16 protein-coding genes and 1 pseudogene are annotated in these 19,621 nt (G+C 58.8%); 5 read left to right on the top strand and 12 right to left on the bottom strand.

Annotation, left to right across the window (positions count from 1 at the left end):
* Positions 1-66 precede the first annotated feature (66 nt).
* From ACU0FH_RS15875 to ACU0FH_RS15850, 6 genes are all read right to left on the bottom strand, one after another.
* On the bottom strand, positions 67-471 hold the full coding sequence (locus ACU0FH_RS15875) for a DEAD/DEAH box helicase (RefSeq protein WP_446195625.1): 405 nt from the start codon (positions 469-471) through the stop codon (positions 67-69).
* Positions 472-476: 5 nt separating this feature from the next.
* On the bottom strand, positions 477-1,784 hold the full coding sequence (locus ACU0FH_RS15870) for an ATP-binding protein (RefSeq protein WP_043754077.1): 1,308 nt from the start codon (positions 1,782-1,784) through the stop codon (positions 477-479).
* Entirely contained in the window at positions 1,777-4,305 is a 2,529-nt protein-coding gene (locus ACU0FH_RS15865; RefSeq protein WP_197918808.1) for a tellurite resistance TerB family protein, read from the bottom strand. The genes ACU0FH_RS15870 and ACU0FH_RS15865 overlap by 8 nt, the downstream gene beginning before the upstream one ends.
* A 537-nt stretch (positions 4,306-4,842) precedes the next feature.
* Positions 4,843-5,868, bottom strand: a complete 1,026-nt coding sequence (locus ACU0FH_RS15860; protein WP_197918809.1) for a nucleotidyl transferase AbiEii/AbiGii toxin family protein — start codon at positions 5,866-5,868, stop codon at positions 4,843-4,845.
* On the bottom strand, positions 5,865-6,461 hold the full coding sequence (locus tag ACU0FH_RS15855; RefSeq protein WP_197918810.1) for a DUF6088 family protein: 597 nt from the start codon (positions 6,459-6,461) through the stop codon (positions 5,865-5,867). The genes ACU0FH_RS15860 and ACU0FH_RS15855 overlap by 4 nt, the downstream gene beginning before the upstream one ends.
* Positions 6,462-6,827: 366 nt before the next feature.
* Entirely contained in the window at positions 6,828-7,223 is a 396-nt protein-coding gene (locus tag ACU0FH_RS15850; RefSeq protein WP_197918811.1) for a RidA family protein, read from the bottom strand.
* A gap of 87 nt (positions 7,224-7,310) precedes the next feature.
* Here ACU0FH_RS15850 and ACU0FH_RS15845 point away from each other — a divergent pair, with 87 nt between their 5' ends.
* Together ACU0FH_RS15845 and ACU0FH_RS15840 are read left to right on the top strand one after the other, a co-directional pair.
* On the top strand, positions 7,311-8,054 hold the full coding sequence (locus ACU0FH_RS15845) for a helix-turn-helix transcriptional regulator (protein ID WP_197918812.1): 744 nt from the start codon (positions 7,311-7,313) through the stop codon (positions 8,052-8,054).
* A gap of 273 nt (positions 8,055-8,327) precedes the next feature.
* On the top strand, positions 8,328-9,698 hold the full coding sequence (locus ACU0FH_RS15840; protein ID WP_197918813.1) for a transposase: 1,371 nt from the start codon (positions 8,328-8,330) through the stop codon (positions 9,696-9,698).
* A 308-nt stretch (positions 9,699-10,006) separates the two neighbouring features.
* Here the strand turns inward: ACU0FH_RS15840 and ACU0FH_RS15835 are convergent, their stop codons facing one another.
* Complete coding sequence (locus ACU0FH_RS15835) at positions 10,007-10,726, bottom strand: MBL fold metallo-hydrolase (RefSeq protein WP_197918814.1); 720 nt, start codon at positions 10,724-10,726, stop codon at positions 10,007-10,009.
* Between the two features lie 92 nt (positions 10,727-10,818).
* On the opposite strand from ACU0FH_RS15835, the gene ACU0FH_RS15830 reads away from it, so the two are divergent.
* Complete coding sequence (locus tag ACU0FH_RS15830; RefSeq protein ID WP_197918815.1) at positions 10,819-11,208, top strand: winged helix-turn-helix transcriptional regulator; 390 nt, start codon at positions 10,819-10,821, stop codon at positions 11,206-11,208.
* 526 nt (positions 11,209-11,734) lie between these two features.
* Here the strand turns inward: ACU0FH_RS15830 and ACU0FH_RS15825 are convergent.
* Entirely contained in the window at positions 11,735-12,445 is a 711-nt protein-coding gene (locus tag ACU0FH_RS15825) for a helix-turn-helix transcriptional regulator (protein WP_197918816.1), read from the bottom strand.
* 74 nt (positions 12,446-12,519) lie between these two features.
* Between ACU0FH_RS15825 and ACU0FH_RS15820 the strand changes: the two genes are divergently transcribed.
* A complete protein-coding gene (locus ACU0FH_RS15820) occupies positions 12,520-12,972 on the top strand; it encodes a YybH family protein (protein ID WP_274861150.1) in 453 nt (150 codons plus the stop codon).
* Positions 12,973-13,798: 826 nt separating this feature from the next.
* Here ACU0FH_RS15820 and scpB read toward each other — a convergent pair.
* Together scpB and ACU0FH_RS15810 are read right to left on the bottom strand one after the other, a co-directional pair.
* Positions 13,799-14,413, bottom strand: coding sequence for an SMC-Scp complex subunit ScpB (scpB, locus tag ACU0FH_RS15815; RefSeq protein ID WP_197918799.1), 615 nt, complete (start codon positions 14,411-14,413; stop codon positions 13,799-13,801).
* A gap of 2 nt (positions 14,414-14,415) precedes the next feature.
* On the bottom strand, positions 14,416-15,300 hold the full coding sequence (locus ACU0FH_RS15810; RefSeq protein ID WP_197918800.1) for a DUF1403 family protein: 885 nt from the start codon (positions 15,298-15,300) through the stop codon (positions 14,416-14,418).
* A gap of 156 nt (positions 15,301-15,456) precedes the next feature.
* On the opposite strand from ACU0FH_RS15810, the gene ACU0FH_RS15805 reads away from it, so the two are divergent.
* Positions 15,457-16,554, top strand: a complete 1,098-nt coding sequence (locus ACU0FH_RS15805) for a tyrosine-type recombinase/integrase (protein WP_084353840.1) — start codon at positions 15,457-15,459, stop codon at positions 16,552-16,554.
* Positions 16,555-16,651: 97 nt separating this feature from the next.
* On the opposite strand, the pseudogene ACU0FH_RS15800 reads toward ACU0FH_RS15805, so the two are convergent.
* A pseudogene (locus ACU0FH_RS15800) lies at positions 16,652-18,010 on the bottom strand (ParB/RepB/Spo0J family partition protein); the annotation flags it as partial.
* 179 nt (positions 18,011-18,189) lie between these two features.
* A complete protein-coding gene (repC, locus tag ACU0FH_RS15795; protein ID WP_037954835.1) occupies positions 18,190-19,401 on the bottom strand; it encodes a plasmid replication protein RepC in 1,212 nt (403 codons plus the stop codon).
* Between the last annotated feature and the right edge of the window lie 220 nt (positions 19,402-19,621).

Below are 19,621 nucleotides of genomic sequence, written 5' to 3'. Positions count from 1 at the left end.
TATCACGACTGGCCGCGGGGCCCAAAACAGGCGTCCAATTTCCAAACCGCGACGAATGAAAATCGCCTAAAGGGACTCTGGGTTTATCAGCAGGATCCCTTTTGGGGATTTCAACGCGCGCGTCTTGATCGATTGCGAGACATCCCCGTGCCAGGGAACAACCGGAATCTCTGCTTCCTGGCAGATGCCCTCCAGCCGCATGGCCTGGTCCGTGATCAAGGCTTTCAGCGGACCGATGTAGAGCAGGTCGAAACCGGTGCCGCCCGACGGCGCGTCAAGCACCTGTGAAATCAACGGCAGGAACGCCGCCTCCGTCTTTCCGCCCGCCGTAGAAGCTGCAACGATTAAATCGGCATTGGATTCGCAGATCGTCCGGATGGATCGCGCCTGGATGTCGCGAAGTTCGCGCCAACCTTTCTGGCGTATCCATTTCTGCACAGGCCTCGCCAGTTTGTCGAACGCACTGCTCATCGGCGTCAGAGCTTGAAGCTGATCAGATCATCGTCACCGGGGTCTTGGGCACCAGTCGACTCGTCTACCTCGGTCATGTCTTCGCCGAGGTCTTCGGAGACTTCGATCTTTTCGATCAGATCGCTCCACTCGACACCGGGGTTTTGCTCGAGCACGGAAAGCAGGTTCACGAAGGCCGTCACCGTATTGCGCGGGGTGCGGAAGTAAGCTTCACCGATCCGGTCCGAGCAATGCGCCATGAATGCCTCGAGTGCGGCGTCCGGCAGAACACTGGCATCGTCCTGCATGATCCGCCGGACATTGGCCAGAAGTACGAAAAGGTCTTCAGGGGTCAGGCTGGCGAGCCGGACAACCGGTCCTGAAAGGTCGACCAATCCGTCTCGCGCGAAGGTATTTTCGGCCAAACGCGACTGAAGGGCTTCGTAGCTATAGAGCCCACGACGGGTGTTCATCAGAAACTCCGGGGTTCCACCCATGAGAAATCCGAGGTTCTCGGCGCTACCCTGCAGCACATCGTTCAGGATCCGGAGGATCTGTTCATAGTTTGCATTGCGGGCCTGCGACGAGGTGAGCTTGTAGAGGTTCACCATCTCGTCGAGGCCGACGAGCAAGCCTTTGTAACCGGCCTCGCCCACAAATGCCGACATAAGCTTCAGATGGTCATAGACACTGGCGTCGTCGATGATCGTTCGCACACCAAGCGCTTTGCGCGCGTCGGTGCGTGTCGCGAACTCGCCGCGCAGCCATCTCAGGGCTGCGGATTTCAACTCGTCGTCGCCGGTCTCATGGCCTTCCCAATATCGACGGATGACTTCGGCGAACTCAAACCCTCCGGTAAGTTCTTCAAAGTGGCCAAGGCGTTCACGAATGACGGTCCCAGTGGGCAAATCCCGTTCTTCAGCATCTCGGTGAGCTTGGCTGACAAACCGTTCCACCACGCTGGCCAATGCCCCGCCATCGGGCTTTGTCCGCGTCGAGAGGTTTCGGGCCATCTCGGCATACAGCCCCCGAGCTTGTCCGCCGGTCGCGTGAATGCGGCGATCCGGCGCCAGATCCGCGAACATCACGACCAGACCTTTCTCCAAGGCGACGAGGCGGATCAGGTTCATGAAGAACGTCTTGCCCGATCCGTATTCCCCGATGATGAACCTGATTGCCGATCCGCCATCGGATATCCGGTCCATGTCTTTGACGAGTTCTTCAATCTCTCGGACGCGGCCAACCTGGATGTGACGCAGGCCGAGCTTGGGCACGACCCCGGCCCGAAGCGCCTGTACGATTGCATCGCGTTCACGTGGTTTCAACTTAGACATCCCTGCCCTCCGCACTCATCTTTTCTCTTACCGCCTCCGCAATCGCCGGAGACACGTCATATCCATCATACTCGTCGAGAAGCGCTTCATCGTAGGTCTCAAAAGCCCATTCATTCACGGCTTCCAAAGCCCCGGACGCCATTAAGCCATGCGAGGCGCAGATCGTCTCGAACTCGGTCTCAGACCAATGTTCCCGAGTAACCAGTTCGAGAACAAGGGCGCCGTGTTTCGGGTCAAGCCCTGCCAGCTGGCTTTGGCTGGCAGGCCCAGAGGCACCACTTTCTTCCTCTTCAACATCGAAAATCTGACCGAGGACGGACGACACGCGCTCGGTGTCCGAACGGATTGCCGCGATCCGCGAAGCGTCGAGCTTCGGTCCGCTGGCTTTTTCAAGCGCGGGTATAGCTTCGCCCGGGCGACCCGGTTGCGAGGCACGAACGGTGCGTGGACCATCCGCAACTTCGCCAGCATGCAGGTCCGAGTAGGCCAGCGCAGGATCAAGGCCCAAGGCCTTGTAGATCTTCTCGATGCTTGCGACTTCGTCGGAGTGAATAATGCCATCGGCATGTGCTGCACCTACCAGCGATGCCCGCATAGCGGCTTGGCTGTCTTGGCCCACCTCCTTCAATTTGCGCCGCAGAAGCGTCATGTCCGGTGGCACGGCCAGGAACCATTCAAGGTTTGCACGCAGCCTGCGGCGTTCCTGATCGCTGAGGGCCGCGGCAGCAACTTGCTCTTCCAACGCCCTGCGTTCAGGCTCCGCGATGCGACCATCCGCATGAGCAACGAACGACCCAAGTGCCAATTCGATCAAGGCGCTTCGATAGCTGTCGGAAACGTCCTCCAGTCGCTCGATAGGCTCGCCCAGACGAAACAGCACAACAGGCTCTTCCGCCTTGGGCGACCGGAGCGCAAACCGAGGGTCGGGCGCCAGACCAAAACCGAGGCGCGCGAGCGCGTCGGCCGCTCCCGTCATTTGCCGTTTCCCGATCTTCTCGTTCGTTTCTCCCTCCAGACGTCCGATCACCTCTTCAAGCGGCACCAATCCCCCCCGATCGACGATATCGGCAGCCCAAGATTTCAAGCGGTTCATTTCCTCCGATGGGAAGGAATCCCACAGTTCAGAGGGCAATAAGGCATGCGCTTCCACGCTTCCGCGGCCATCAGGATTTCGGCCCAGGAAACGGCTTAGTTTGTCGAGGTCGTTCATCACCTCGTCAGCCAATTCCTGGGCAATCTCAACCGGTTTGCGCAGGCCTGAGATATCCGGGACCGGCTTGCCGTCGACTGTTGGGTTGGCGGACCCCTGAAACTCGCTGGAGGCGGCCCGATAGGATGCCGTGAGTGATTTCCGGGGTTTGGTCACTTTGAGCCCATCAGGAAAACGCCGATCAAACCGCATACGGAAAAGAGCGACGAACTCGTCACGACACCGCGTTGCGGGAGTTCTCAGATTTGTTTCCGGATGGCAGATGAACCAACTCAGCAACCAGTCAGCTGTCAGGTTCTCGCCTTTGTCGATCCGAGCTCCGATTGCGTATTTGAGTGAGAACGGAAGTTCCCAGCCCTGCTTCTCGAAAATCGGCTCGATAGCGTCGAGGTCGGTTACAGCGATCAATGCTACGTCAAGAAACTCACCAAGATAACGCTGAACGGAGTGATTGTCGTGGTAAAGCGACTTTAAGCGACGAACCTCCTGAACTATTGCCTTTGCGTCTTCCTCTGACTGATCGACGAAAAAGCGGCGTTCCAAGCCGTAGAAATAGAGAAACATATATCCAGCATCGAACCATGCATCCTTTCGACCACCTGCAAGCCAATTGAGATACGTCGCTCTGCATTCCGGGGAGATTTCCGAGTAGCTTGGCCAGTAGGGTAACCCGCTGCCAGCAACATCGGCACCCAACTTTGCCACTTGCAGCGAGGGATCGATATAGGCTCGGCACTTTTCACGATAGCCCTTGGTGTTCAGCAAGGGAGGCGTGCCGACATAGACCATCCCGCCGATGTTGCGGCCGGCCACGCTAGCTGTTTCGCTAGACGGGACCCACCCACTTTTCGATGATCGGGCCGATGCGCTCGATGCCACTCGCGAGGGCTGGTTTCGTTCAGCGGCCGCCGAAAGAGCTGGCGCCGCAGACTTTCCAGCGCGAACGATTTCGGCGTAGTCCTGCTTAGGTGCGGAATAGGCCTGAACGGCAGCCGGTGTTTTGGACGCAATGGCTTCGCGAGTTCGTTCGCGCTCACGCTCGATACGCTTGTCATAGGCACTTGGGCGCGGCACCGGTTCAGGTCGGGCGGGTAGGTTTTTGGAACTTTCCTCGGCTTGCGCCTTTGCAGCGACTTTCCGCGATCTCCGTTTTTCTTGCCACCAGACCAGAATGACGGGAACACCGAATGCAAACAGCATCTGGCCGCCAACCGGCCATCCCTGAAGCATTGTGGTCACCACGACCATGCATAAGAAAAAATACAGGACGAGAAAGAATGCAATTCGGAAAAACTTGAGTATTGAAGACATTATCGGAACCCTCTCCGAACCACACTATTTTGCACAGCCATCTTTGCAACGACTAACGTCATGGTTGAAGCACTTCCCATGCTTTATGCTTGATTGGGCCGATGGCCACATACATCTGTTCGCACCGTTGAGGGCGCACCCCCGCCCCAGCGACCGTAACCGAACGGCCGAGATGAAGCGTTGCCACGACCATGCGACGGCTGGTCGGGCTGGCTCTGGAAGAGACTGCACGGCCAGCGGTACTTCGCAGGGAGAGGCGGCGTTTCAGCTCGGGGAGGGCGGCTGTCTGCAGCCGGCCGAGTAGGGCGCGGTCCTGACCAAAGGGCAGGAGGGGCCAAGATCATTAAAACCTAAACTTTGCACATCACAAAAACCTAAACACCGCTGGAGACACCTGGCAGTCCCCAACAAAGCTGACATCGATTTGAAAGCCGGTTTGACGTGTTTCGTTCTTGCTCACCATGGGTATGCAACGAGGCCAGAAGCTGAACCTTCTGGCAATCACAAAGACGCCGAAAGCAAGCAACGTGCCCCACATCACTCTGGACGCGAATTGGCCTTATCTTGAAGATCCATCAGACGAGCCATTAGGGCATCGAAAGCGATGGCGTCTGACTGAAGCAGTCCCGCTTCCTGCATTTTCCGGTAATCTTGGGCCAGCGCCTCCAGGGCCGCCCCCTCTGGAATCAGGCAAAGCGCCCCTGAGACGGCGTCGGCATAGTTTATCGTCGCACCCGCGCGGTCGGTTTCGCGGAAAAAGTGCTGTTTGTGCTTCGCAACATCTTGAGCAAGCGTCTTATCCTCCAGCGCCTGTGCAGCGATACCCACAGCCTGCAGACGATCAAGATCGTACCAGTGACGCGCATAGCGGTCGCCGCCTCGAAACGTGCCCCGCAAGCAGTAGGCATGGATGGCCGTCGCCTTCTCCCAAAACGTCCGTTCGGCCATCATCACACGAGGCATGGCAACGGGCGTAAACAATTCAGGTAGCGCCCCAGAGAGGTCGCAAACCACTTCGTGAAGCTGCGCCGGTTCACCTGTGGACCTGGCGCCAAATTCCAACAAGACCGAGGATCGAACATATCCGCTGCCGCTGCGCACCGCGTCGTAGTCCAGATAGATCTTGTCACCTTCTACACGGTTTTCCGCCAGGAGCGCCGCTGCCTTGACCTTGTCCGACAACATGGGGGCCACTTTTGACCCCACCCACTCGCCTAAGCGACCCCGAACAGCTTCGGTCCATTTCTGAGCTTGCGAGCGGCTTGGCGGATATGGATCCTCTCCATCTTTGATCAGATCGGGAATGATTTGCCTGATGTCATATGTCAGGTCGACATCCTCTGAAAACCGGTCGATCGCCTTGTAGACCTTGGAAAGCGACGTTCCGCCCTTGAAAACCAGGTGTTCGCCGAGATCACTGTCGAACAAGGCGTTAAGAACCCAAACGACCCAGACGTCCTTTTCCAACAGGTCTGCAGGCCGCCCCAGTTTCGAGGCGGCCACTTCGAGCGCGTCAATCTTGTCTTCGCGCGCCAGGGAAAAGTAAGTTTGGCTCTCTGTCATTGCGATGGCGCGAGCGCGCTAAGTTCCTTGGCCATCCAGGTTGGCGCAGAGGCTCGAAGGCTCAGAAGCTCGCGCTGCTCCTCTTCGTTCAACATCGCCTTGATACGCCTCAAAGCCTGAGCAGCTTCGGTTTTGCCGAAATAGGCGAGCGCCCGAAAGGCGTGCCCAGCACGACTGTTGGGTGCACGAAGCTGCCAGCTCGGCACATGTTTAAGCTCGACGCTTTGCGCTCCGAGCTTCAGATGACGGCTCGGCCCGGAAGTCCAATAGACTTGGCGGGATGGATTCTGTGTCGAAATACCGAGCAGGTTCGCTGCCGACGCACCGCTTTGCGACACGCGTTCACCGGTTGATTTCGCAATATGCTCAACCACGGCTTCAACCGAGGGCGCCCGGTTACCGAAGCGGGTTTTCACAGGCAAGGCAAACAATCCGCGTCTCACACGCAGAAGCTCCCCACGCCGAACCAAACGCGACAGCGCCTGGTCGACCGCGGCACGCTCTCCGAGGTGCAACAACTCCCGCGCCGACAGGGTCGCACCCTCCGGCAGCGCTTCAGCATAGGCCTTGATCGCTTGAGATGTGGTTTGCATGTTCGTCTCCTAGTGTCAGATATATAGCTTGGTTTCTGACGGTTTTCAAGCTGAAGCTTCCGTGGGTCAGTCTAGCTTAGGACCAGATCGCACTATTGGGACACCTTCCCCGAGCCTCTGAGGCACAAGGAGGAGATTCATGACGACGGCAAATCATGACCAATTGGGTTCGCGTTGTAAGGCCCACATCGACCAAGCGACAAGAACGGCCCATTGCTGCCGTTGACCAGCCAATCTGATGCTGCGGTGCGGCTCGTCAGACCGGACTTTCGCTGCGACTGCTAAATCATCGAACATGCGAATTCACAGTTCGCGGGACGAAACGGCCATTTGGGTTTTGAAACCAAATGGCCGCTGTGACTGGCTTTACGCCATTGCCATTGCTTCAATTTCGAACAGCAAGCCGGGGATCGCGAGGCGGGTAACGCCCAGTAGGGTCATCGGCGGTGCGACCCGATGGGGTCCGAACCGCATGCCCATCAGGTCAAAGTTCTTCAGCGCCTCGTCGACATCAGTTGCATAGACACCGAGCTTGACCACATTGCCAAGATTCATGCCCGCCCCTTTGAGAACGGCTTCAAGGTTGTCCAAGGCTAGACTGATCTGTGCGCGCATATCGCCTGGATGCTGGGGGGCGCCGTTTTCGTCCACTGCGGTCTGGCCCGCGCAAATCACTTGCCGCGTCGCGCCGTCGATCACTTCGGCCTGATTGTAGCCCAGTTTGATCGACCAGTCCCAGGGGTTCACTGCCGTCCGTTCCATGTCGCAATCTCCTTGTTTTCAGTTGCTGGAATCGGTGTAGAGCGAAATGGTGCCAAATATTGTCACCATTTGTGATAGGGTCGAGATATGAACGTGAGACTCAGACATGACGCCATCGTGCGCAGCCTTCGCCGCAACGGCACGTCGACTGTTGACGCGCTGGCCGAAGAGGTTGGTGCCTCCCGCCGGACCGTGTTGCGCGATATCGGCGCATTGCGGGACGAAGGCTATGTGATCCATTCCGAGGTCGGCCGCGGCGGTGGCCTCCAGCTTGACCCTCAATCAATGCAGCCACGGGCCAAGTTGTCCGTGCCCGAAGTGTTCGCGCTGCTGATCAGCGTCGCGGCAATGCGAGCCGCCGGGAATTTACCCTTCTCGGAGCTTGCCGACGCGGGGTTGGCCAAGATCGAAAAGGCCTTGCCGTCGGACAAGGTGAAAGACCTACGCGCGTTTTTGGAGTGCCTGCACATCGGCCAGCTGTCACCTTTGCAGGATTTGTCGGATATGGGGAAAATGGACCCCGACCTCCTTGTGGCCTTCGAGACGGCGTTTCTGGGCCGGCACTTCATCCGGTTCGACTATAGCGATGCAAAAGGGCGCAAGACCGAGCGGCAGGTGGAACCGCAAGCCATGCTGATCCTGCCCCCCCTATGGTATCTCGTCGGCTGGGACCCTGCTCGCGACGACTTCCGCCATTTCCGAATGGACAGGATCAGCAACCCGGAAGCGGTTCCGACTACAAGCTTTCGCCGTCGGCATGTGCCGTTCGAAGATGATGTCTGTCCTTACAGCGAATTGCGCCCGGAGCGTCGAAGCAGTCATTCGTGGTAAATGCAGCATCCGACACATTGGGCTCATTCGCCGCCGTTAGATCGGTTGCAGCATGTTCGAGCAACGGATCGCATTGGGCCCGGCAAGGACGGCCCTTACCTGCCGGTCGGCCTCGCCCCATGCTGCCTGGCAGCATTCCCTGAAGCAGACACTGGTCAGTGCTGCAGCATTCTCGCGCCGCAGATGACCGCAATGCGGAGATACTGTTGAAAAAGTCTGTTGCCTGGCGTTCGGGGCTTTGATTCACTCGATCTGGGAGTGGAGGGCATCGCAATGATGGGGCCAAGGCAAGTCGCGCAGGGCGCGCTGTTTTACGAGTTCTCGATCGAAGGGTTTGTGCCTCTGGATCACCCGGTGCGCGGTATCGACCGGTTCCTCGATCTGTCTCATGTGCGGTCGCTGCTGGCGCCTTTCTACAGCTCTGGCGGCCGCCCGTCGATCGATCCCGAACTGATGATCCGCATGTTGCTGCTGGGCTATTGCATGGGCATCCGGTCCGAGCGGCGGCTCTGCGAAGAGGTCCATGTCAATCTGGCGTATAGGTGGTTTTGCAGGCTCGATCTGACCGACGCGCTGCCCGATCATTCGACATTTTCAAAGAACCGCCACGGCCGCTTTCGCGAGAGCGGGCTGTTCCGGCATCTGTTCGAGACCGTCCTGCAACGCTGCATGGATGAAGGTTTGGTCGGCGGTCACAGCTTCGGTGTCGATGCCAGCCTGATCCCGGCGAATGCCAATCAGACACGCGGCATCGACAGCAAGGAAGGCCTGCCGCCAAACCTCACGTCCCGCGCCGTGGACGAATATCTTGAAACACTCGACGATGCGGCCTTCGGCGCAGCAACCGACGCCATTCCCAAATACGTCTCGCCGGTGGACCCGGCCGCGCGCTGGACGGGTGCCGATGGCGGTGCCGCGTATTTTGCGTATTCCACCAATTATCTGGTGGATCTGGACAATGCCGTGATCTTGGATGTCGAACCCACAGCTCCGATCCGACCAGCGGAGGCGCGTGCCGCGCGGGACATGATTGACCGGGTGCAGGCACGCTTCGGCATCAAACCCGGCAAGCTTGTCGGCGATACAGGCTACGGATCGGCCGAGATGCTGGGCTGGCTGGTGGAGGACCGCAAGATCGCACCTCACATCCCGGTCTGGGACAAATCGAAACGCACCGACGGCACCTTCTCGCGGGAGGACTTTGCTTACGATACGACCGCCGACAGGTATACGTGCCCTGCCGGAAATACGCTCGAGACGTCCCGCCGGAAATTCTCGAAGCCGCGCCCCGCGAATGTCAGCAAGGACGGGTTGATCCGCTACCGGGCGCGCAAACAGGATTGCGACATCTGTCCCTTGAAAGCGCAATGCTGCCCGACCCAACCTGCCAGGAAAGTGCTCCGATCCGTTCACGAAGCAGCAAGAGACATCGCCCGCGACATCCGCAAAACCGACGCCTACATGACCTCGTTCATGCAAAGGCGAAAGGTCGAGATGCTTTTTGCCCATCTGAAGCGATACATCGGGCTGCAAATGATGCGACTGCGTGGACCCAAAGGAGCAACCGAGCAATTCCAGCTCGCAGCAACCGCCCAGAACCTCCGCAAACTGGCCAAATTGGTGCCCGTGCCAGCCCCCTCATGAGAGGGACTAGCAACCGGCTCGCTTTGGATGCTGGTCAGAACGCTTCGATCGGCGACTTTTTCAACAGTATCCGGACAAAGCGGACGTTTAAGGAAGAATTCGGCTCTTGTTTTTGTTGAGGGTGAGGTGAATGCGTTTGGAATTTCCACTGCTAGGCTTGATCAGTGAGCGCTCGGTGAGGGGGATGATCTCGGGGATCGTCTTGAAGTAGCGAAAAGGGGAGCGTTTTGTCATCCGGGCAGGCTAGATCGGCGCCCACGTCGCCTTAGGCCAAGTTCTTCCGACAATACCCACCAGCTACTTGCTGACTAAAATTTAGATGCTTCCAGGCGGGCGATGTGTTTTCGAATGGGCTCAACACCCAGCGGGCCGCCATGGCCGAGATAGAACTGAGTACTGTCGTGGGCTAACAAGTTCTTGAGCGCCTCGGCCACTAGAAGAGGCGACTCTTCGAACGGTGGCTGCATCGGTTTTTCCTTGATCATTATTCCACCCAGCAGGATACCCGACGCCGCAAGATCTCCTGCTATGACTCTGCCATCCTTGATCAGCACCGAAATTGAGCCCGGAGTGTGACCAGGCGTGTGAAGTATTCGGGCCGGAATGCCAACCTCTGTCAGGTCAGGCATTTCTGTTGAACAGACAATATCCGGGGAAAAATAGGCAAACGGTCTTTGGATCGCTCCAGTTTTGCGGAACAGCCTTCCAAATAGACTGGTAGGCCGCAGTACCGGCGGTGCGCCCAGGAAAAGGGGCAAGTCAGCTTCGTGCCCGACGAGTGGCGCTCCAGTTAGCTCCTGCAGTTGCAATGCTGAGCCAGCGTGGTCAATATGCGCGTGGGTCAATATGATCATACGGATATTTGACCAGTCCAAACCGTTCTTTTGCAGCGCTTTTTTGACCAGCGGTGCAGAGTTCGGAAGCCCGGTATCGACCAGAATCACATTTTCGCCTCGGATCAGAAGGAAAGCGTTTAGCATTCCGAATGGAAGCATCCGAATGGTCTCAACTTTGGTTTTGCTTGGCATCCGAATCGCCTCTATCTAGTTGCTGTGGAATCGACATTTCATGGTTGGAAGTTTCACTCAATTAGGCACTATTTTGTAACCGGAGGGCGGATATGGACGGTTCTGAACAGCGCCCGATACGCGGGTTTCTATCATCGAGGGGCGAGTGTCCTGTTGCCGAAACGCTTCGGGCGCTAGGCGGAAAGCACAAACCCAATATCCTGCATGCGCTGTCGAATGGAGAACAGCATTTTCTCGAGCTCACTCGCTCCCTTCCAGGGATCAGCCGGAAGGTTCTGACCGAACAACTCCGCGAATTAGAAAAGTTCGACCTTGTCGAACGCGTAGAGAAGAACGACGCAAGGCGGCACGTCGGCTACGCGCTGACGGCAAGGGCCTTAGCGTTGGGCGGAATTGTCTCGCAACTGTCCGCGTGGAACGAGGCGGGATTGGAAAAGTTCGGCGGTCCAGATCGAGGAGACCGTCCGTTGAACCCGACCTAAGGCGTGAAAACGCATTGCTTCTCATCTCGATGGTTGAAACAGGATTTCAGTCACTAACCCATTCATCCTGAATGACCGCAATGGGCTCGAAGCTGCCTTGCAGCGGTGCAGCGCCCAAAATTGCCGCTCTGGGTGGGCTGACGCCGACATGGATGACTGCAGCCAGCCTCAAAGCGGGCCCACAGCCCATTGCTCGAATTTGTGATAGCTGCTTTTCACCGCGCGGTTTGTGAGCCGATTGGATGCGACTGACCGCCATCGAATGACCTGGAGCAGGCGGTCTAATTTTGGAGCGGAGGGTTCGGGCTTATCGGGTTCAGGTTATGCGGCTTGACGTCAATGGATCAACGTCGGCTCTGGATGCTTTGCAGCCTATCCCGATGCGAATCGTCTTCAAGTTGATCCATATATTCCGCAGGTGCCTTGACGTCAGTCAACATACGCACGTCGTTGGTCTGGATTTGGCATGTGTCTCCTGTTGCAACAACGAAAAATAATTCCATAGCCAAGTTGGACACCTGGAATGCTAGCTCACGGGCGTCTGCAAGGCGATCTTGCCGCGCTCAATGTCGATCGCATCCTTGAAGCGCTTACCTCGTTCCAAGCGGAACCGCTTGCCAGTAGTGATCACTGAAGAAATTCGATCCAAGCGCAAGTGCCGAAAATCCTGCGCGGCCTCGCTCCAGATCGTCAGCAGCCAAGCATTCTCGAACAAGGTCAAACCCAAGGGCCGCGCTTCCCTCGTCGAGAGCCGACCTTCAGAGTTCCGGTATCCGATAGTCAGGAATTCCCTGGCCGAGATCGCGGCACGCAACGTCGCATAGGTCGCCGAGTTGCCGTCGCCATACATCGTTCTGGACGGGCCCGCCTCCAGCGCGGGGTCGATCATGCTGTCCTTTTGCCCTTCGCCAAGCACCGAGGATATCTTGGCGGCCGCTCGTACCGCCGCACCGTCTAGGACGGGTGCTGCGCGTTCGTGGACCAGCTTCAGACCAAGGATGATGGCATCCAGCTCGTCCGCCTCGAACCGCAACGAGGGCAGGAAATAGCCCCTCTCCATGACATAGCCCAAACCGCCTTCGCCGCGGATAGGGGCGCCCATCGCCTGCAGATCGGCAATGTCACGATAAATGGAGCGGACCGAGATACCGAGATCAACCGCCAGTGAGGCCGCAGTCACCGGCGTGGAACGCAGGCGCATGACGTCCAACAATCGGAACAGACGAAACAGTCGCAATGGATGGCCCCTGACAGAAACTGTCACAACATACCAGCATGGTCGCCGTACGGAAACCAAAAAGGAAGACCAACATGAAGCTTCAGATCATTGCAGCCGCCGCTCTGCTTGCCGCGACGCTCGCTTCCACAACCCATGCAGAGGACACCATGGACCAAACGAAAATCCTTGAAACCATCTCGGCGATGACCACGGCCTTCGCCGCCGGTGACATCGACGGAATAATGGCAACCTACGAACCCGAAGCGGTCGTCGTCGGCGAGCCAGGCCAGCCCATCGGCGGTGATGCCGCTCTGCGTGCAATGTTCACCGAATTCGTCGCAAGCGGTGTAAGCTTCACCTATGGCGCGCATGAGGTCGTGGTCGCGGGTGATATTGGCCTGCACCTCATGTCCTGGACCGCGCCCGGACCTGACGGGCCGATGACGGCGCTTTCGGCCGCGGTCCTGCGCCGTCAGCAGGATGGAAACTGGAAAATGGTGATCGACCACCCGTTTGGCGACGGGGTGATGCACCGCGAGAAGTAAGCTAAAGGTGGGGGGCAGGGCCGATGGGTCCTGTGCCCCCAGCACAGTCCAAGAATTGTCGTAAACCTGTCACCGAGACCAAAAAATCTCGCTCCAGACTGCGTTAACATGCTGAAATAAATCACGCTACTGGCAGTCAGGGCGCACAAATCGTCGGTCTACTTGGGGAATGCGGGTTCAACTTTGAAGCCGCTGTTCCTACGCTGCGCAGCATTGAGTAAAGCGGGCTCCTACTTGCCTTTTGCTGCACACTACCCCAATGACCGCTATCCGGAAACAGCCCGCACTTTGCAAACATCGCTCCCTGCGCATTGCTGACTTTGGTGCTTGGTGCAGCATGGGGAGCGTTGAACCTGAGCCGTGAACGACCGCTTTCACATCTTTGACAAAATCCCCTTGCAGGTGCAGCGAATTCACACTTTCCGCCCATTGTGTTGAAAAACCCGAAAATCTGGCGGTTGTATTTTGCTGCCAGAATTCGGTGCTCCTGCCAAATTGAAGCCGAGTGCCCTGTGGAGCATCTGGGAGCGTCGGACATTGCCAACGCTGATCTTAGACCGACCCCCTCGACGAATTTTCGGAGAGGCCTTCTATGGACAAATTTTTCACCCATTTTCGCGAAAACCGGAGTTTTTCAACACAATCCGCCCACAACGACAAGGAGGGAATACCCTGTCGCCAATAGATGCATGAGGCTTCGTTTGCAAATCCTGAAACGATTATCTCTTTGTAATCGCGTGACTTTCTCGGCGTGCAGATGAATCGTTGCACCGCAAATGAAACGATAAGCAAAACGGCGGACTTCACCCTCTGCATCGGCAGCTGGTTACCCGTAATCGACTTGTGGAGCTTCGCCTACAACCCCCGCATCCGCCAACTGCTCCCGATCCGGAAGATCGCGAAGGCTCTGCAACCCGAAGGCGACAAGGAACTGCTCGGTCGTCACGAAGGTGTAAGGCGCCCCGCGCCGGGGTGACCTCGGCCCGGTCCCGATCAGCCCGCGCGCATGCAGCCGCCCGATCAGGTCGCGGCTGATCTCTTTGCCGAAGATATCCTTCAGCCCGTCGCGGGTGATCGGCTGGTGATAAGCGATGGCGGCCAGCACAGCGACGTCGAATTCGCTCAGATCGAGCAGTTGGTCCCCGACATCCGCCGCAGCGCGGATCGCGGGCGCATAGGCCGCCCGGGTCCGGAACATCCACCCGCCGGCCACCTTGGCGATCTCGAACACCCGCCCCTCCAGATCGGCGGCAAGATCCTCGACCAACAGGTCGACCGAAGCCCCCTGCCCCACGACCCTCGCCAGGTCTTCGCGCGGCACAGGGGATGCAGAGGCAAAGAGCACCGCCTCAATCCGGCGCATCCATTCCCGCCATCGCAGCTCCGGCGGTAAGTCAACCAACTCGCGGTCAAGCTCAAGGTCAGGTCGATCCTTCGCCATCCCTACACCCCGTAAAGCCGGAAGGTGTCGCGCCCGGTCAGCTCGCGCACCGCGCCGAGGTCGACCAGCCGGTCACAGAGCCGCCGCGCGGCGCGATCCGGCAAAGGCAACGCCGCAGGCGAGACCGCATCGCGGGTCAAAAATATCCCGACGGCCTCCCCGGCCCCCTTTGCCCGCAGCTTCGGTGCGACCGACTTCAAATGCGCCGCCCGACGCGCAAGGTCGGCGGCCTGCCGCACGGCGTCGACCGCCGACAAGACGAGCGCGCGATGAAAGGCCAGCCGCAAATCGTCCCCGCGCTTGCGCAGGTCCGCACGTTTCAGGCCCGCGGCGAATAGCGGCACGACATGATCCCAACCAAGCGCCTGGGCGAGGGCGGCGTCCGCGAGGATCAACGCCGGGACTTCGGCACGGGGTGCCTCCGTCAGGACAGCATCCAGCACCAGTGCTGCTCGTTTGATCGGCGCCCCCTCCCCCGCATCGAGCCACGTCGCGATCTGGCCCGGCTCGAAGGTCGGCAAGGCTCGGCCCAGAGCCTTGACCGACACCGGCCGCTCCACCGCGCGACGCCAGGCAAGGCAGGTTTCGCCCGCCGGTCCGGGCAGATCGCAGGGGCGCAGAAGGTGCACCGCATCACGCAGCTCCCGTGCCCGCTCTGGTCGGCCAGAGAACGCGACACAAGCCTCCGCTGCGCGAAGCGCCAGCCGGTCCCGTAACAACGCTTGGGGCACCTCCTCGTGTCCCAACACAAGATGCAGGTGGTTCAGCGCAGCACCCGACAAAAACGCAACATCTTCAAGGGTTTCAGCGCATGCAGAGGTGACCCAGGCGGGCATCCGGGGTAACGTGTCGAGGTCGATGATGTGATCCGGCCGGGCAAATGTCATACCTGAAGCCTACATCAGCGCGGCGCTTTCTTCCAGAAAATAGCGATCTAACCGCCCCACCCCACCGGTCTCCACCGTGTCCAATAAGTTTGCCTTATCGGACATCAAGAGATATGCTAGGACGCAGTTTAATTTCACCACCGGATTCACTGGAAAATGCCCTCAGAGGACGAGAAGTCGACATCATCAAACTCTGGTGCGTTTTGTATCGCTCAGAACGGCGACAGCGATCAAGAAAAAAGCGACGACATCTCCCTACCCGCCCACGTCGCGGGATCCGGCAGCCTTGATCGCCTGGTCGACGCCGCCCGAGATTATGCGCGCGCCGCAGCTTCTGACAATACGCTGAAAGCCTATGCCAAGGATTGGGCGCATTTCGCGCGGTGGTGTCGGATGAAGGGCGCGGAGCCTCTGCCCCCGTCGCCTGAAATGATCGGGCTTTATCTCGCAGACCTGGCGTCCGGAGCGGGCCCCTCCCCTGCCCTATCGGTCAGTACCATCGAACGTCGCCTCTCCGGCCTTGCCTGGAACTATGCGCAACGCGGCTTTGTCCTCGATCGTAAGAACCGCCACATCGCAACAGTGCTGGCCGGGATCAAACGCAAACACGCCCGTCCGCCGGTGCAGAAGGAAGCGATCCTGGCCGAGGACATCCTCGCGATGGTCGCCACCCTGCCCTACGACCTGCGCGGGCTCAGGGACCGCGCCATCCTGCTCCTCGGGTACGCCGGCGGGCTCCGCCGCTCCGAGATCGTCAGCCTGGATGTCGGAAAGGACGACACGCCCGATTCAGGCGGCTGGATCGAGATCCTCGACGACGGCGCCGTGCTGACGCTCAACGCCAAGACCGGCTGGCGCGAGGTCGAGATCGGTCTGGGATCGTCTAACTCCAGCTGCCCTGTGCATGCGCTCGAGCAGTGGTTGCACTTCGCCAGGATCGACTTCGGGCCGGTCTTTGTCGGCACCACTCGGGGTGGAAAGAAGGCCCTGGAGACAAGGCTGAACGACAAGCATGTCGCGCGGCTGATCAAGCGAACGGTCCTGGACGCCGGCATCCGATCCGAACTGCCCGAAAAGGAACGCCTGGCACTGTTCTCTGGCCATTCTCTGCGCGCAGGTCTCGCCAGTTCGGCCGAGGTGGACGAGCGGTATGTGCAGAAGCACCTTGGCCACGCTTCGGCACAGATGACCCGCCGCTACCAACGCCGCCGCGACCGCTTCCGCGTGAACCTGACGAAAGCCGCTGGATTGTAATCTTGCGAACTGTCATCCTGTCATTAATCCTTGGCCGGTCTGAGCTGATGAAGTCAAGAAGATCTGCATCTTCAGCCTGCTCGGTGTCGGGAACGGGCTCAGGCAAGGGCTTCAACGCACCATCGTCCTCGTCGTCGCGTGCGTTCGCGCCAAGCGCTTGACCAGCAGAAGTGATTTCCGTACCGTGGCCGATACCATCCGCGTAACTCCCCGTTGAAAGCTCAGCGCCCTGCTGTCGGTTCACAGCTGAAGACATCAGCGTATTCCCGAGGCTCATCCTCGGGCCGGACAAAGCCGCGATTAACGACAAGCTCGCCATGCGATAAAGCGTCACAAAAGCCCCTGCCCGCGCGATCTCTTCATCGTCGAAGATCAACGGCCGAGTCTCGAGCTTCTCCATCGCAATTTCCAACTCGCCAAGTCGCGCGTCGACTTCCTCGGGGAATTCATCCTGGCCCTCGTATTCCTCTTCGAGCGCCCGGTATTCGGCAAGAAGCTTGGCATGGGCCGCGCCTTCGTCATCCGTCATCGGTGCCGGGTCTCCGCTCAGCCGCCGCAAACCGTGGCTGTAGCCATAGGGCAGGTCGAGCGAGACCTCGATCCATTTCCAACCTTCGGTCGCAATGGCTTCGGCTTCAGCCTGAAGCTTCTCGCTGACCAGACGATCGAACAGGGCGGGGTCTTCCAGCCAGCCGCCGTCATCGCCCTGGAAGAGGTCGTGCAACATGGTGCCGCCAGCAGACTCATAGGCATCGATGCCGACAAAGACAGCACGACGATCGGATGCCCGCACCGAGGTTTCCGTCAGCATCCGCCGGATCTGATAGGGCTCCTTGTTCCAGGACGAGCGGATCGCCTCCCAGACCTGAACCTGGCGCTCATGATCCGGGTTAACCGTCAAGGCCATCAGCTGCTCCAGCGTCATTTCATCCTCGGCATAAAGCTCGAGCAGGGCAGGGGCCACGACGGCGAGTTTCAAGCGCTGTTTGATCACCTGCGGCCTGACGAAGAAGGCGGTTGCGATCTCTTCGTCGCCCTGACCCTTCTCCTGCAGCGCCACGAAGGCGCGGAACTGATCGAGTGGATGCAGGACAGCGCGCTTCATGTTCTCGGCGAGCGAGTCGTCTTCGGCGAGGATCGTGGACTTCGCATCCCGCACGAAGCAGGGAATGGGCGTCGTCTTGGCCAGGCGCTTCTGCTTCACCAAGAGTGACAGGGCCTGGAAGCGCCTACCGCCAGCGGGTATTTTGAACTTGCCTGTCTCGGACCCATCATCCGCCAGAACGGGCCGGACGCACAGGCTTTGCAGCAACCCGCGGCGGGCGATGTCTTCGGCCAGTTCCTCGACCGAGATGCCGGCCTTGATGCGCCGGACGTTGGACTGGCTCAGCACGAGCTTGTCGAAGGGAATGTCCCGGAACGGGGACTGGGTGACTTTCTGGGCAGGTTTCGCCATCAGATCTCCTCCACGACGGGCGCCGGAAGCCACTCTTCCGATCTCACTTCCCGTCACCCTCAAACCAACAACCCTTTCCCTCTCATATTCTGACGCTCGCGAGGCAGGACTTTAACAGCTGTTAAGTCGACAGTCCCGAGGTGGCGGAAAAGTACGCAGTCTCTCAACCTTAACAGCTGTTAAGCTGCAGATCGTCGCCCAATCAATGCCATGACCATCGGCCCACAGGAGAACTCGCCGGCCGCAGCTTTGGCAGTCAGAGCTCGCAAGTATCCACCAGGCGATCTTATGTCGGCGAAGCGTTCCAGCATCGCAGCAACGACGATCGACGCTTGCTCCGGACCCATGAACCGCTGTGCTTCTTCCCATGCAGACGCACTGATCCCCATGGCTGGCCGCACATGGCCCGCCGCATCGAAAAGCTGATGCCAATGCCGGATCTCACCTTGGTAGAAGGTCTTCAGCGAGGGACATGCCGCTATCACTAGGTGAAGCGGGATCTTTGGCAGATGTCTTGTGTCCTGTTCATCAACGTCAGCCACCGGCTCATTCGTATCCACATCTGGCACACCCGCCGCCGCTCCGCTTTTTTCTAAAGCCGGCTCAAAATCTATAGATTCTTTATTTGAATTATGATGGTGACGCTCAGATTGGGCATCATTGGTGTTCATTTCTTCTGTTTCAGGGCCATCAATGATGTTGCGTGCCTGGTCAAGGAGAGCTTCAAGATCGGCTCGATAGGCCGCGAGGTCCTCAATTGAAAGCTTGCGGCGAAGCGCGCGGGCTGTGAGGGCAGCCTTGTCGCGAAGCTGATCCCAGAAGCCTAGGCCTGGCTGCATCTCGTCTCCGAACTCGGCGAGGGCCGCGAGATCGCGTCGCATGAGGCTTACGACCTCTCTCAGGCGCCTGACGCGCTCCTCAGCCTCACGTACGGCCTCTGCGGCCCGTGCTATCTCCTCGGACTGACAGTAGAGCGGGGAAAGATCGAAGCCAAAGGCAACGCGGTCTTCGCCGTGCTTACGGACGTAGCGCTTCCCATTGGGGCTATCGCGCCGCTGGAGCAAGCCAGCCTCGACGAGACGCGCGAGGTGACGACGCATCGTTGAGCACGGCATGCCATTCAGGCGCTCGCAGATCGCCTTGTTCGAGGGGAAGACGACCATCTCGGCGTTCCCGCCAAGCGCATCGTCCGGAAAGAAGCTGAGGAGCCCCTGCAAAACAGTCAGATCACGTTCCGAGACCCCAAAGGCCGCTTGCGCCTTGGAGAGCTCGCGCAGGAGTTCCCACTTGTTAACGGGTCTGGCCGGAACAGATGCCTCGGGTCGCTCGATGACGCGCAAATGAGCGTGCGAAATCGGCCGCATAAACGGCGAAATTGGTGTGTACTCCATGAAAATGTTCACGAAGACAAAAATTCTAGGGCCCGCGAATCGCTTTGCGCTTGCGGGGTAGGGGCCAGAACGCTACATTCAGAAGTGCGAAAACTGAGATTTTGTAGCGGGCTGATCCCGGTGCGAAACCTTACAAAGGTCTCGTGAAGCTAGCTTCTCGGGGCCTTTTTCTTTTTGCCTGTATCGTGCCTCCTTCTTGTTGGTTGCTCTTCCTCAGTCT

This window comes from Heliomarina sp. (genome assembly GCF_052826185.1).
Note: the sequence above shows the minus strand (reverse complement) of the source record. Positions and strands in the feature narration are given on the sequence as shown.

Excerpts from the sequence above, each read along its gene's own strand:
- ACU0FH_RS15875 (WP_446195625.1), bottom strand. The coding sequence starts at position 471 with ATGAGCAGTGCGTTCGACAAACTGGCGAGGCCTGTGCAGAAATGGATA.
- ACU0FH_RS15870 (WP_043754077.1), bottom strand. The coding sequence starts at position 1,784 with ATGTCTAAGTTGAAACCACGTGAACGCGATGCAATCGTACAGGCGCTT.
- ACU0FH_RS15865 (WP_197918808.1), bottom strand. The coding sequence starts at position 4,305 with ATGTCTTCAATACTCAAGTTTTTCCGAATTGCATTCTTTCTCGTCCTG.
- ACU0FH_RS15860 (WP_197918809.1), bottom strand. The coding sequence starts at position 5,868 with ATGACAGAGAGCCAAACTTACTTTTCCCTGGCGCGCGAAGACAAGATT.
- ACU0FH_RS15855 (WP_197918810.1), bottom strand. The coding sequence starts at position 6,461 with ATGCAAACCACATCTCAAGCGATCAAGGCCTATGCTGAAGCGCTGCCG.
- ACU0FH_RS15850 (WP_197918811.1), bottom strand. The coding sequence starts at position 7,223 with ATGGAACGGACGGCAGTGAACCCCTGGGACTGGTCGATCAAACTGGGC.
- ACU0FH_RS15845 (WP_197918812.1), top strand. The coding sequence starts at position 7,311 with ATGAACGTGAGACTCAGACATGACGCCATCGTGCGCAGCCTTCGCCGC.
- ACU0FH_RS15840 (WP_197918813.1), top strand. The coding sequence starts at position 8,328 with ATGATGGGGCCAAGGCAAGTCGCGCAGGGCGCGCTGTTTTACGAGTTC.
- ACU0FH_RS15835 (WP_197918814.1), bottom strand. The coding sequence starts at position 10,726 with ATGCCAAGCAAAACCAAAGTTGAGACCATTCGGATGCTTCCATTCGGA.
- ACU0FH_RS15830 (WP_197918815.1), top strand. The coding sequence starts at position 10,819 with ATGGACGGTTCTGAACAGCGCCCGATACGCGGGTTTCTATCATCGAGG.
- ACU0FH_RS15820 (WP_274861150.1), top strand. The coding sequence starts at position 12,520 with ATGAAGCTTCAGATCATTGCAGCCGCCGCTCTGCTTGCCGCGACGCTC.
- scpB (WP_197918799.1), bottom strand. The coding sequence starts at position 14,413 with ATGGCGAAGGATCGACCTGACCTTGAGCTTGACCGCGAGTTGGTTGAC.
- ACU0FH_RS15810 (WP_197918800.1), bottom strand. The coding sequence starts at position 15,300 with ATGACATTTGCCCGGCCGGATCACATCATCGACCTCGACACGTTACCC.
- ACU0FH_RS15805 (WP_084353840.1), top strand. The coding sequence starts at position 15,457 with ATGCCCTCAGAGGACGAGAAGTCGACATCATCAAACTCTGGTGCGTTT.
- repC (WP_037954835.1), bottom strand. The coding sequence starts at position 19,401 with ATGGAGTACACACCAATTTCGCCGTTTATGCGGCCGATTTCGCACGCT.